We start from the raw sequence: 12,897 nt of genomic DNA, 5'->3' as shown, positions 1-12,897 counted from the left end.
GGAACATCCTGTTCCTGTATGAGTTCATCATAGAAAAAAAGTAGAGGATAACCAATCCGCTAAATCCCTAAATCTATGTAAGATAAATCGTACAAATAACATTTTTTGCATTTATGCCATCATCATCGGGCGAAATGGACAATTGACATTCACTTTAAGTGGGTTATATTCCTGTTTAATATATATACGATTATAGGAATGTAATCATGGTAACAGCTGGCGAAAAACCCGGAACAGGCTTCTATTTCTGTGCTCAGTGCGGTCATAGAGTGTTTTTAGAAATTAACACAGACCCTTTACCACCTTGCACGAAATGCTACTGCACGCAATTTAAACGTTAAGAATGAAATAATATTTGCGTTCGCATTTAACAAAAAGCCCTGTCACCCGATGGGGCTTTTTGTTAATTTAAAAATAAGACTTACATAACAAGACCCGTGATGGGCATGAAAAGGAAACCGTTATGGAAACAATATTAGGTTTATGTATTGGCGTGGGCCTGAGCGCTGCCTGCGGTTTTCGCGTGTTTGTGCCGCTACTGGTCATGAGCGTTGCAACCATGATGGGATGGTTTGAGCCATCGAAAGGTTTTGAATGGTTAGCTCTGCCATCGGTGTGTTTGGCTTTAGGCGTGGCAACGGTGTGTGAAGTCGCAGCTTACTATATTCCGTGGGTCGATAATGCCTTAGACACAGTTGCAACTCCTGCGGCGATGATTGCGGGTACATTAGCGACAATGGCGGTGAGTAGTGGAGAAATGTCTCAGTTTGCCAGTTGGGCAGCAGCGATTATTGTGGGCGGTGGTACGGCTGGTGTGGTGCAAATGAGTACCGTTGCTGCACGTGGTGTTTCAACTGCAACTACGGGTGGCTTGGGTAATTTTGTTGTTGCGACAGGTGAATGGATTGGAGCGATCTTACTTTCGGTTTCAGCTTTGTTAGTGCCTGCGCTTGTTGCAGTTGTGGTGCTGATTGCGGTTATTTTAGCGGTACGTTGGATACGCCATAAAAAGCAAGAACAGGCGCATAGTCCTCTATAGGTTTAGCCTAAACATATTTTAAACAGCAATAAAAAAAGCCCAACATCCTGTTGGGCTTTTTCGTATTTGGGTACTAGATATGACTCCTGTCGTATCTCACGCTCCTGGTGCTTGAACCTATTATTGTTGTTTTATGTTCCGGAACATCCTGTTCCTGCATGAGTTCATAATAGTAAAGAAGGAGGGTGTCGCCAATCCGCAAAATCCCTAAAAGTTTGTAGGTTAAAACGTACATTGAAACATGGTGTAGGGCATTTTGTAGTTACCACGGGAGGTAAATAGAGGGGGCTTACTTTTATATCTAATCATTTAAGATGTTAAGAAGAATAAGAGTTGCTATTGATAACAATATGTTATGTTTAAGTTTGATTGTAAAAAGAACAATTTTATCGGGAGTAATAAATAAATGACCGTTATGTTGGTAAAACCTCATTTAAGATTTAAAGAGAGCTATAACAACTATATTAATGAATTAGCAGATGAAGATCGTCACCCTTTGACAACGGAGTTTGACCATACAAATTTTGAATCATTTTTGAATAAACTGAGAGATTATGAAAAAGGGGAATCCCTAGAAGAAGGGCATGTTCCCAACATTACATATTGGTTAGTAGAAGGTAATGAAATTATTGGCGCGTCTAACTTGCGACTTAAACTCAATGAACAGATTGAATATTGTGGTGGACATATTGGTTTAGGTATTCGTCCTTCTAAACGTGGACAGAATTTTGGCTCGAAATTGTTAGAGCTTACAATTGAGGAGGCATGGAAGCTAGGCCTAACGGAGTTACATATACATTGTTATAAATCTAATTTAGCTTCTGCAAAAACTATTCAAGCAAACAATGGTCGTCTTCATTCTGAAATTACTCTCAATCAAGTAGTTCAAAGGTATGTTGTGAATAAAACAGTATAAGAATTTTCTTTTAGGTTATTTTTAAATGGCAATAAAAAAAGCCCGACATCCTGTCGAGCTTTTTCGTATTTGGTTGCTAGATATGACTCCTGTCGTATCTCACGCTCCTGGTGCTTGAACCTATTATTGTTGTTTTATGTTCTGGAACATCCTGTTCCTGTATGAACTCATCATAGGAAAAAAGCAGGGCATCGCCAATCCGCAAAATCCCTAAAAGTTTGTAGGTTAAAACGTACAAAAATGGGTAGGGTTATTCTTATATAAAAGGATTTTCAGTTTCCCAAGGCTTGCTACTAAAAATAATCTGGCCATTTTCAACACAGAGGATCCACGTATAGAAGTACTCTTCTCCTAGTCCTCGACATTCAAAATTTGCATTTGGAAATAGAGCGGTAATTTTTTCTATGAGTTCTAGGCAATAAACTGGATCGACATTAAGGCCTGCCTGACCATTAGAAAAGGCATCTACTAAAGCATTATAAACATCTTCGTGGATTGAATCTTCAGTTAATATTTCTAGGATATTCTGCTTTTCAGTAGATAAATCAATCGTGTCAAAATCTGTATAACGGACTTGTAGTTCTGTATAAAAACTCATTTTTATTAGCTCTATGATATTAGTGAAAAAAATACTACTTATTAAACATGACTTTATCGTTAAAAACGAGCTGAGTATAGAAATATCTAAACTATAAGAATTCAAATTTCTTAAAAATATTCTTCTTTAGGCCTCTGTGCTGCAACAGACTTTAATCTTTTGCGCTGATTTAAAGTAATAAACCATTGCAGCACAGAGATAAAGGGGCTAAGCCAAACGCTTAACCCAGACTACTTTTGTCACACCGCTGCATGACGCTGAAAAAAGTAGGGGCAAAGTCCCGTGGGAGAACAGGACTTTGCAAACTGAAAAACCGTAGCTGCTTAGAACCAAATTTAAAGCCAAAATAGATTTATAAATTGTCATATTATTCTCATAATAATTTATATCTATGAGTAGAATAAAAATATAATTTGTTTTAAGGATTAAAATAATTTTTGGGTAATAGTTAACCCTCCCATGTATATAGGAAAATAAAATAATTAAATTTTTAAAATAAAAAATAGTTTATGAATTTAAAAAATTAGGCAATAGAAAACCTAAATTTTAAATAAATAAAATGATTAAGCAGGAGAGGGAATAAGTTTGAAAAATGTCATGGTCAACTCCTTATAATTTATGGAGTCCTACCACCAGATTACCGCGAATTAATTTATGGTGGTAGAACGGAAAGGGGTTGACAGACTGGGATCCATAGAACCAGCACGCACGGGGCGTCCCCCAACCGTCCTACCGCAAAGAAGGGGGACGCAAGGGTCCAGCGAATTATAGCAGAACTATAATCCGTGGTGGATCAGCGGTCTGTCAAAACCGACTGGCAATGTAGGCCAGCAACGAGATAATAATCGGTGATTTTAATTACGTCAATTTAATATTTAAAATATTTTTGATTTAATAATAAATCTAAATGTATTTTTAAAATAATAGAATTAATATTTAAATTTAATTAGAAAAAATAAATAATAAAATAATCTTATTAATAATAGGATTTGGTATCTTATAAATAGAACTATTATAGGGGTGGCTGCCTATTCTAAACTTTTAAGCATTTCTTTAGCATCTACATCGCCTGCATCGGCAGCTTGCTGAAACCATTTCTTTGCCAGTTGTAGGTTTTTCGGCGTGCCTTCACCGTTTAAATACATCTGGGCCAAGTTGTACTGAGCATCGCTTTCATTGTGCTCAGCCGCTTTGGTGTACCACTTAAGCGCTTGCTCATCACTTTGTGAAACGCCGTGACCTTTTTTATATAGATGAGCTAAATTATATTCTGCGGGTGGGTAGCCTTGCTTGGCAGCACGACTGAACCATTCAAACGCCTTTCTATAATCTTGCGCAGTTCCTTCACCTCTGTCATATAGCACCCCTAAGTTATATTGCGCTTTCGCATGGTCCTTGGCCGCAGCCTTAGTAAAATAATCAAAAGCGCGCTTGGCATCTTTTTCTACCCCTGTGCCTGTGTAATACATCATCCCTAAACTATATTTTGCCCCAACGCTTCCATTTTGGTCAGCCGCAGTTAGCCATTTAAACGCTTGTTCATAATTTTTAACAACGCCTTGTTCGCCACTTAAAAGCATCATCCCCAAATGATATTGAGCAACGGATTGCCCTTGCTCTGCACGATATTGAATATCGGCCACACTTGGTTCAGCAAATGCTGAAGAATGAAGAGAGAAAATCACCGTAAATATATAAAAAGCAGACTTTTGTATTTTCATATCTCATCCTGAATTTTATTAATTTGAGTATTTTTCTTTAATATCTGGTTGAATGTAAAAGAAAAATATTAAATATATTTGGTTGGTTTATAGCGCTTTAAAATGATCTGATTTTAAGGTTTAAATACCTATTTAATAAGAAATTAACCTAAAACTGCATATTTAGACTAGTTACATTTTGAAAATGAGTATAGATAGACAGATTAGTCTTTTTTTAATTAAAATGCGGTCTAAATATAAGTTTGATTGATAATAAAAATGCAGATGAGTGTGTCGAGTATATTGGAGCGTTTAGGCCTTGTTTCACAAAATCGCGCTGTTCATATCCAATTCTCAAATCAGTCTTTAAATCAGCAAGTCTTCTTACAACGTATTGAGGGCGAGCATACGCTCAACCAAGGTAGCGTTGCTGAGTTACTGTGTCTGTCGACAAACGCACATATTGCATTAAAACAATTTATTGGCTGTCAGGTTGCCGTCGATCAGGTGACGGATACAGGCCAGTTTTTTAGAACTACAGGAATTATTACCGAAGCAAGCCAAGGGCAAAGCGACGGCTCACTCACCATATATAACTTAACCTTAAAAGACCCAACTGCACTCTGGCATAAACGCCGCAATAGCCGCGTGTTTATGAATAAAAGCGTGCGGGACATTAGCGAAATTTTGTTTAAAGAATGGCAGGGCAAAAGCCCCTTATTTGCCTCAAGTTTAACGCTCGACACAGCAGGCTTAACGAAAGAATACGATGTGCGTCCATTTGTGATGCAGTCAAACGAAAGCGATTATGACTTTTTAACCCGCTTGTGGCGTAGTGAAGGAATTAACTGGCTGGTTGATGAATCACAGCTTTTTGTCGCTGACCCGAATGCTTCCATTCAGCCACAAGTCTTACGTTTAATTGACGATAACCAAAATTATCAAGCGCTTGAACGTCGTAACCTACGCTACCAACGCAGCAGTGCGACAGAACAGTTCGATACCATTACTCAAGTCAAAGCTGAGCGAAGCTTACAGCCGACTTCGGTTCATGTGCAACGCTGGCAAGCTGATGCCCTTCAACAAGAAGAAGGCAGTGGTAGCGTACAAGGCACCCAAAAGCACAGCGAACACTATGACAATGCTAGCCTAAATCTTGAAGATGCATGGCATGTTAGCCCTGCTTGGATGCAGGACTTAAACGGTGAAGATCAAGCTACTGCTTCAGGTAATAGCCAGATTGAACAGCTTAACCAGCACATCAATGCTTATCATCACCTGAGTTCTAAGCAGTTTACCGTTTCAGGTAATGTTCGTGATGCACAAGTGGGTTACTGGTTTGAACTCAATGACCATCCTGAACTCGACCAACATGACAGTGCAGATAAAGAGTTCTTAATCTTAAGCAAGCACTACTACAACCAGAATAATTTACCGAAAGAATTACAACAGCAACTTGAGCGCTTATTACCAAAAGACAAGCTCAAGGCAGCTCAACTCGACAGCCAAAATCCTGAGCAGCGTCACTATGCTGAGCTGAACGTGGTTCGTCGCAACATTAAAGCTGTGCCTGAATATAATCCGCTAGAGCACCGACCAGCTGCTCACCCGCAGCGCGCTAGAGTAGTTGGGTTAGAAGGCGAAAGCATTCATGTCGATCAATGGGGACGTATTAAAGTCCGTTTCCTGTTTACCCGAACTGACGACCATAGCCATGACGGTGGTGCTGGAAGTAACGACAATGACACCGACTCCGCTTGGGTCGATGTGCTGACCCCATGGGCGGGTGCAGGTTATGGCGCACGCTTCTTGCCACGTGTCGGTGAGATCGTGGTCATCGACTTCTTTGACGGCAATATTGACCGCCCATTTGTGGTGGGCCGTATTCACGAAGCTGAACGTCACCCAACGCAATTCGACCAAAAAGGTCAGTTACCTGATACCAAGAAACTCAGTGGCATTCGTTCAGAAGAAGTGGATGGCAAAGGTTTTAACCAGCTACGTTTTGATGACACCACAGGGCAAATCAGTGCTCAGCTACAAAGTAGCCATGCCGCAAGCCAATTAAATCTCGGTAACTTAAGCCATCCAAAAGACAAGGCGGAAAGTGATGGCCGAGGTGAAGGTTTTGAACTCAGAACAGACCAGTGGGGTGCGGTAAGAGCTGGCAGTGGCTTACTCGTTAGCACTCATAAACAAGACCAAGCTCAAGGCGTACACCTTGATGCAAATGAGGCCAAACAACAAATAGAAGGTGGCCTCAACAATGCCAAGGCACTCAGTGAAGTTGCTAAAAACCAGCAAACTGATCCGTTAGAAAATTTAGAAAACCTAAAATCTTTTATCGAAAAACTTGAGCAGCAAGACAACGCAAAAGCTAAAACGTTTAAAGAAGCGATTATGCTGCTGGCAAGCCCAAATAGCGTCGCGCTAAGCAGTAATGAAGACATTCACCTAAGTGCAGATGGGCAGCTCAACCAAACTGCTGGAGACAGTATTAACCTGTCTACCCAAAAGAATTTAATCGCGCATGCCCAAAATAAAATTAGCCTTTTTGCGGCTCAAGAAGGAGCGAGGCTTTATGCAGGCAAAGGCAAAGTTGAGATACAGGCTCAAGGTGACGGAGCAGATTTGATTGCCCGTAAAGCTGTGCAGGTGATTTCGACCGAAGATAAAATCGAAGCGACAGCAGCCAAAGAAATTGTACTCACCGCAGGCGGCTCTCAAGTCAAAATTACTGGTTCGGGCATTTTTATGACCACAGGCGGTAAGTTTGAAGTGAAGGCTGGACAGCATTTGTTTATGGGAGGTGGGAGTGCGAATGCTAATGTTCCTGGATTGCCCGATTTGCGAATTAAAACCGAGCATCGTAATTTCCAAGCTATAGATTCTTCTAAGAATGAACCATTAGAGGGAATACCTTATTCAATTTTGAATAAAAGAACGGGAATAAAATCTTATGGTTTTACTAATGAGAAAGGAATGACGAAAACCATAAAATCTGCTGAAAATGATGAATTAGTTGTTAATTGGTTCGAACAGGAAGATTTGGTAAATGGGGAATAATTCAACAACAAGTACTACAACAAATACAGCTAATCCACCGACCCAGAAAGTTCCTTTGAAACCAGAAGCTGAGTTACATCTATTAGTAGGGAGTGCTTATGGAGAAGGTGATAGAGAGTCGCCATATGGCCATACTGCTGTTTATATTAAGTTAAAAGGTAAGGATTATATCTATGATTTTGGTAGGTATGGTAAGACGAAACCTGAAAGCTTTGGTATTTTTACTTTAGAGGGTGCTAATAGTCCCCGCGGGGAAGGGATATTAAGGATTTGGAGTAGCTTTGACGCTTATATTGCTGATGAAAATAGCCAAGGGGTAGGAACTTCAAAAACGAGGACAACCCATGCTTATGGCTATAAAATCTTTGATAGTCAGGCTATGCTGGTATTAAATTATTATAATAATTTATTGAAAACAGCCACATTAAGACGAAATGAAAAATACTATAAAAGTTATGCTTTATCTCAGGACTATTTTGCTTTGGCCCCTAATTGCACTACTCAAAGTTTAGAAGCAACGAAAAAAGCAATTCCAAGTATGGCGAAATCAGGCCATATGTTTGTAAATGCTGAGAAAGTACTATCCACTACAGTAAAGCTAGCATTTAAGGCAAGTAAATATGAAATGCCAAAATACCTATTTTTACCCGATAATTTAAATGATTATTTAATGAAGTCTCCTGATGTAAAAGTAGATATTAAAAATACATATCATCTTAAAAAGTAGGGATATATGAAAAAAAATCTGGTAATAATCATATTAGGAATTTTGTTTTTAGTTCAATTAGTTTTAAATTTTTATCTGTGGAGCTCTAGAGAAATGCCTAAGATACATATTTTAGAGAGGCCTCTAAAAATTTCTTCAAATGGTGATAATTATTCAGAATATACAATCCTTCCAGCAGGAACTGTTTTATATGATGATAGTGATTCTTTAAATAGAAGAGTTATGGTTTATTTTAATTTACAAGGTGTAGATTTTAATTTTGAAGAGCAAGATCCTGAAATATCCAAACAACCAAGTGAAGTACGATCTATTAGAAGTACAGAGCTAAGTGATATTTTAAAAACTATTCCCTTAACTAAGAAGGATATTTATTTAATCATTAAATATGATGACAGTATAAATGACTCCGTACGTTCTATTCTCTTTAAAAAATACAAAATTGATCCATCAGAGTATGAAAAGTAATTAAATACTTCTGTGACATAGAAACATAAAATTAAAAATTCAGAGAAGCGTAATTGATTACGCTTCTTCTATCATAAGAAATTGTTTAAGCAGCTTGAATGGCTTCACCACAAAGAGAAACAGTTTCTTGTTTATGCTGGTGTAAGTACCAGAACTGCTCTGCAATCGTTTCAGGATGTACCGTGTAGGTCTTATCTTGTGCTCCAGATGTACCATCAACGAAACCATTCACAATCACTTGGCTCACATAAACATTTGAGTCCGCTAGACTATGAGCAAGTAAATTGGTGGTTTTGTATTGAGCGGCAGCGGTGGTTGCTAAGGATGAATATTCTTTGGCAACCAAGTCGATACCAACCGCATCGAAAGCAAAAATTCCGTTTGTCGATAAAATGCTACCGTGATTCTTCTCTAAATCGCCTAAGCAAGCTTGTACCGTCGCAATATAGCTCGAAACACGAATATGAAAGCTTTTGGTGAGCTCTAGTGGAGGGGTTTCTAAGAGATTGCCTTCAATATCATGGAAAGCATTCCAATGAATATTTTTAATCTCTCCGAATTGATCTTTAATACGTTTGATAAGACTTGGTATATCTTCAAGAACCGCTAAATCACATGCAAAAGCATAAGCTTCAATACCTTGAGTTTTAAGCTCTAGAATCGCCTTTTCAAGTTTTTGGGCATTTCGTGCCACTAAACCGATTTTATAGCCTTCTTTACCAAATTTATGTGCTATAGCTTTGGAGATACCCGTTCCATAACCAAAAATTATAATATTATTGTTCATTATAAAGTTCCAAAAAACCAATCATTTGGTTAGGAATAATTTATAATATGTTTTTATAATGTATTCAAGCGCAAAAGTTATCTCTGAGAATAGTACGCAAATAATAAAAATGCTTAAAAGCGGGGATTAGGGAGTCAGCTTTACATGAGTTATTCGGCTAAATATAGGCTGTTGAAAGAACTTCCAATTTGGCTTACAAATTTTTTGCTTGGTAAAATAAACCGAAAAATACAAATAAAATGGAATTTAAATTTAACTAATTATGGGTAAATGGGAATAAATTCTTTTAAATTGGATTAATATTGTAAAAATTCCCAAAAATATTAAAAATTAGCTTTTCTTAGAAAAACAATCCCACAGGGTGCTGGCTAAACTATATCTCAAGGGTGTGATAGGGATCGAAAAGAGTAGCATGCACCAAAACGTATAACGTTAGTGTGTACTCACCCAAAAGGTCTCGATTCGGCTTAGGACGCTATAGATCAAAAGTTTATAGGCACAAGGTTATAACTTACAAAGTTATGATTGTTGAAGTAAACCATAGATGTTTTCCCTTGACACCCTAAAAAATTCTCTATAATAAAAACGATACTTTACAAGAATATAATTCATGAATAAGCCTTATCTTTCTGCTTTACCTACCGACAGTCAAATCTCATCTCAATTGAATAATGCTTACTTCCACGACTCGTGGAGTATTGTGCTTGGTCAGCCCGACCTAAATGTATTTCAGCAACTTATTAAGCTATTCCAGCACACTCCGCAGTGGGTAGAGTGGAGCATGAATATGCGTAATAAAATTACTTCAAAGATTGGGCTTAAAGATTTAGGAAGTTTTAAGCAGATTGATACTCATAAAAAAGAAAATGAATATGTCGCAGGCGACCGAATTGGAATTTTTACTTTTTTGCAGCGTACCGAAAATGAGTTAGTGATCGGAGATGATGACAAGCACTTAAATGTGACTTTATCTATTTATAAAAATGAAGATACCCAAGTGCTTACCGTAACTACAATAGTGCATATTAAAAATTGGCTTGGGCGATTGTATATGCTACCTGTAATTCCTGCCCATCGAAAAATCGTACCAGCGACTTTACAGATTTTAGGTTAGATTACTATTTTTATTTACGATGTGATCAGCCAAAATTGTTTATATAATAATCTTAATATCATAATAAAGAGCTGAATAATATGGAAAATAAAAATCAGTGTCGGCAGTGCGCCGTTTGTAGGAAAAATTTTCCCTTAAAAGATCTAGTGTCTGGTGAAGTCATCCGTAATGTGATTAGCGACGAAATTTTAAAAGACTATCCAGATTGGAATTACTCAAGTTTTATTTGTCGGGCCGATCTGGCAGATTATCGAATTAAATATGTGCAGTCGCTATTACGCTCGGAAAAGGGTGAGTTATCTAATTTAGAAAATGAAGTGATCGGCAGTATGCAACGCCATGAGCTGATTAGCCGAAATACCGAATCCGACTTTGATCAGAATTGGACATTTGGAGAAAAGTTAGCAGATAAGATTGCGACATTTGGTGGTAGCTGGGCTTTTCTCATTTGCTTTACTCTATTCTTGACAGGTTGGATTATTCTAAACACGGTTGTGATGGTGGTCCGTCCCGTCGACCCTTATCCCTTTATTTTGCTTAATCTAGTATTGTCATGTTTAGCTGCAATTCAGGCGCCTATTATTATGATGAGTCAAAACCGCCAAGAAGCAAAAGACCGTTTACGTTCTCAACATGATTATCAAATTAATTTAAAAGCCGAACTTGAGATTCGCCATTTGCATGAAAAAATGGACCATCTTTTATCCCATCAGTGGGAAAGACTTGCGCATATTCAAGAAATTCAGCTCGATCTTTTAGCTGAAATGAATAAAAAACGATAAAAATTTTTCGAGTTTCACGTGGAACATGAGTAGAGCGTTATAGATTGTTTTGCGGTAGGTCTGAAATTTCTTTATGATTTGCCGCCATGCTCCATTGCTGTTTCTACGACCATGCCTTTAAACGACAACTTTGTTTACGCTCCACCACAAGATCCTCTTTCAATTTTATTTGAAGATGACGATTTAATTGTGGTTGATAAACCTGCGGGTTTGTTGTCGGTCATGGGCCGTTTACCTGAGCATCATGACAGTGCTTATTTAAGGGTGCTAGAAAAGTTCCCTTTGGCTAAAGTGACGCATCGTTTAGATATGGCGACGTCGGGCTTACTTATGTTTGCCAAGCATCGTGATGCAGAAGTTGCTGTAAGTAAAATGTTTCAGGCCAGAACAGTCAAAAAACATTATATTGCTTTGGTGCAAGGTCAAGTCGCAGAAGAGGGTAGTGTTGAAGTTCCGCTCATTACCGACTGGGAAAATCGCCCAAGACAAATTGTACATTTTGAATTAGGTAAACACGCCAAAACCTTGTTTCAGCCCTTGGTTTATGATGAAAAAACAGATCAAAGCCGAGTGTTACTTGAACCAGTCACAGGACGTTCGCATCAGTTACGTGTGCACATGATGCACATTGGTCATCCGATTATGGGGGACAAGTTATATCATCCTGAACCTAAACGTTTTCACTTAAACCGCATGGCCTTACATGCCGCATATTTGGCTTTTCAGCATCCATTAAATGGAACGGATGTGGTGATTGAGTCGCAAGTGCCTTTCTAAATTTTATACACTTAAAAAATTAATTTGATGCAATTGGGAACGGAATATATACCCAAATTGCAATAAAAGTCGGGTATTCTTGATGTCGAATAATATTAATACTGCGACAACAACAAGGATCACTTTATGACTCGTGACTACGAACAATTTCCAGATGACGATAACGGCAACGTACTTTGGCAAATGGCTGAAGATGGGGATGATTTAACCGAGCTGCATGAAATTGAATTTTCTATCGCTTTTCAAGATCAGAAAAATGCAGAGCAATGTGCACTCTATTTGCTTTACCAAGAACAAAAAGTTTCACTTTTTCAAGATGACTCTGTTGAGCCAAATGAATGGGTGATTACCATCTTTGTCAATATGGAACCTGAGTACTCAGATATTGTTGACTTGGAACAATGGTTTGCCAGCATCGCTGAGAAATTTCAGGGCGAATATGATGGATGGGGCTGTATGGCCTATGTCTTCGAGGAAGACGAAGAAGATGACCTATTGCAGTAAGGTCTAAAATAAAGAGTAGGAGATAATCATGAACTTATCTCAAAAACAAGTTGCTGTACGGTTTTTAGAGTTAGCTGCAGCTGGTGAAGTCGATGAAGCTTACAGCAATTACACCGCGCCGAACTTCAAGCATCACAACCCTTATTATGCGGGTGATGCGACTTCTTTGAAGGAAGGGATGCGTGAAAGTGCAATTGAAACTCCCAACAAAGTCTTTGATGTTCAACATGTTATTGAAGAGGGTGATTTGGTTGCTGTGCATTCAAAACTTGAAATGCAAATGAATGGGTTAACCACCTTGGCTGTGGTTCATATTTGCCGTTTTGAAAAGGGTAAAATTGCTGAGTTTTGGGATATTGGCCAAGTACAGCCCGACCCACTCGTCAATGAAAATGGTATGTTCTAATGAAAAGCCCGAAAGT

The 12,897-nt window shown here is 38.4% G+C and carries 14 protein-coding genes and 1 pseudogene; 11 read left to right on the top strand and 4 right to left on the bottom strand.

Annotated features, from left to right (window positions below):
- Nucleotides 1-206 precede the first annotated feature (206 nt).
- From H7R46_RS18165 to H7R46_RS18155, 3 genes are all read left to right on the top strand, one after another.
- Nucleotides 207-341 (top strand): zinc ribbon-containing protein, encoded by a 135-nt coding sequence (locus tag H7R46_RS18165; RefSeq protein WP_001983336.1) that lies wholly within the window; start codon nt 207-209, stop codon nt 339-341.
- 122 nt (nt 342-463) lie between these two features.
- A complete protein-coding gene (locus tag H7R46_RS18160) occupies nt 464-1,039 on the top strand; it encodes a DUF4126 domain-containing protein (RefSeq protein WP_086260838.1) in 576 nt (191 codons plus the stop codon).
- A 406-nt stretch (nt 1,040-1,445) separates the two neighbouring features.
- Nucleotides 1,446-1,955 carry a GNAT family N-acetyltransferase gene (locus tag H7R46_RS18155; RefSeq protein ID WP_086260839.1) on the top strand — a complete coding sequence of 170 codons (510 nt, stop codon included), beginning with the start codon at nt 1,446-1,448 and terminating at the stop codon, nt 1,953-1,955.
- A 256-nt stretch (nt 1,956-2,211) separates the two neighbouring features.
- On the opposite strand, the gene H7R46_RS18150 is transcribed toward H7R46_RS18155, so the two are convergent.
- The 3 genes and pseudogenes from H7R46_RS18150 to H7R46_RS18145 form a co-directional block, all read right to left on the bottom strand.
- The gene (locus H7R46_RS18150) at nt 2,212-2,553 is read right to left on the bottom strand and encodes a hypothetical protein (RefSeq protein WP_000011816.1); all 342 of its coding nucleotides are present in this window, start codon (nt 2,551-2,553) and stop codon (nt 2,212-2,214) included.
- Nucleotides 2,554-2,773: 220 nt separating this feature from the next.
- Nucleotides 2,774-2,866, bottom strand: a pseudogene (locus H7R46_RS19525) (hypothetical protein); the annotation flags it as partial.
- Nucleotides 2,867-3,581: 715 nt separating this feature from the next.
- Nucleotides 3,582-4,274, bottom strand: a complete 693-nt coding sequence (locus tag H7R46_RS18145) for a tetratricopeptide repeat protein (RefSeq protein WP_086260840.1) — start codon at nt 4,272-4,274, stop codon at nt 3,582-3,584.
- 258 nt (nt 4,275-4,532) lie between these two features.
- On the opposite strand from H7R46_RS18145, the gene H7R46_RS18140 reads away from it, so the two are divergent.
- The 3 genes from H7R46_RS18140 to H7R46_RS18130 are packed head-to-tail and all read left to right on the top strand — an operon-like array spanning nt 4,533 to nt 8,511.
- Nucleotides 4,533-7,319: a type VI secretion system Vgr family protein gene (locus H7R46_RS18140; RefSeq protein ID WP_086260841.1), complete on the top strand. Its 2,787-nt coding sequence runs from the start codon at nt 4,533-4,535 to the stop codon at nt 7,317-7,319.
- On the top strand, nt 7,309-8,046 hold the full coding sequence (locus H7R46_RS18135) for a hypothetical protein (RefSeq protein ID WP_086260842.1): 738 nt from the start codon (nt 7,309-7,311) through the stop codon (nt 8,044-8,046). The genes H7R46_RS18140 and H7R46_RS18135 overlap by 11 nt, the downstream gene beginning before the upstream one ends.
- 6 nt (nt 8,047-8,052) lie before the next feature.
- The gene (locus H7R46_RS18130; RefSeq protein ID WP_000739925.1) at nt 8,053-8,511 is read left to right on the top strand and encodes a hypothetical protein; all 459 of its coding nucleotides are present in this window, start codon (nt 8,053-8,055) and stop codon (nt 8,509-8,511) included.
- An 85-nt stretch (nt 8,512-8,596) separates the two neighbouring features.
- Here H7R46_RS18130 and H7R46_RS18125 read toward each other — a convergent pair whose 3' ends face one another.
- Nucleotides 8,597-9,298 carry an SDR family NAD(P)-dependent oxidoreductase gene (locus tag H7R46_RS18125; RefSeq protein WP_086260843.1) on the bottom strand — a complete coding sequence of 234 codons (702 nt, stop codon included), beginning with the start codon at nt 9,296-9,298 and terminating at the stop codon, nt 8,597-8,599.
- Nucleotides 9,299-9,908: 610 nt separating this feature from the next.
- Between H7R46_RS18125 and H7R46_RS18120 the strand changes: the two genes are divergently transcribed.
- From H7R46_RS18120 to H7R46_RS18100, 5 genes are all read left to right on the top strand, one after another.
- On the top strand, nt 9,909-10,412 hold the full coding sequence (locus H7R46_RS18120; protein WP_086260844.1) for a DUF2867 domain-containing protein: 504 nt from the start codon (nt 9,909-9,911) through the stop codon (nt 10,410-10,412).
- 80 nt (nt 10,413-10,492) lie between these two features.
- On the top strand, nt 10,493-11,194 hold the full coding sequence (locus H7R46_RS18115; protein WP_139841321.1) for a DUF1003 domain-containing protein: 702 nt from the start codon (nt 10,493-10,495) through the stop codon (nt 11,192-11,194).
- A 111-nt stretch (nt 11,195-11,305) separates the two neighbouring features.
- Nucleotides 11,306-11,971 (top strand): RluA family pseudouridine synthase, encoded by a 666-nt coding sequence (locus H7R46_RS18110; RefSeq protein WP_068550909.1) that lies wholly within the window; start codon nt 11,306-11,308, stop codon nt 11,969-11,971.
- A 126-nt stretch (nt 11,972-12,097) separates the two neighbouring features.
- Complete coding sequence (locus H7R46_RS18105; RefSeq protein ID WP_017399750.1) at nt 12,098-12,475, top strand: ribonuclease E inhibitor RraB; 378 nt, start codon at nt 12,098-12,100, stop codon at nt 12,473-12,475.
- A gap of 28 nt (nt 12,476-12,503) precedes the next feature.
- Entirely contained in the window at nt 12,504-12,881 is a 378-nt protein-coding gene (locus H7R46_RS18100; protein WP_086260846.1) for a nuclear transport factor 2 family protein, read from the top strand.
- Nucleotides 12,882-12,897: the final 16 nt, after the last annotated feature.

This window comes from Acinetobacter sp. BEC1-S18-ESBL-01 (genome assembly GCF_014169935.1).
GTDB classification, from domain to species: domain Bacteria; phylum Pseudomonadota; class Gammaproteobacteria; order Pseudomonadales; family Moraxellaceae; genus Acinetobacter; species Acinetobacter pittii.
This window is presented reverse-complemented; position numbering and strand designations above follow the sequence as displayed.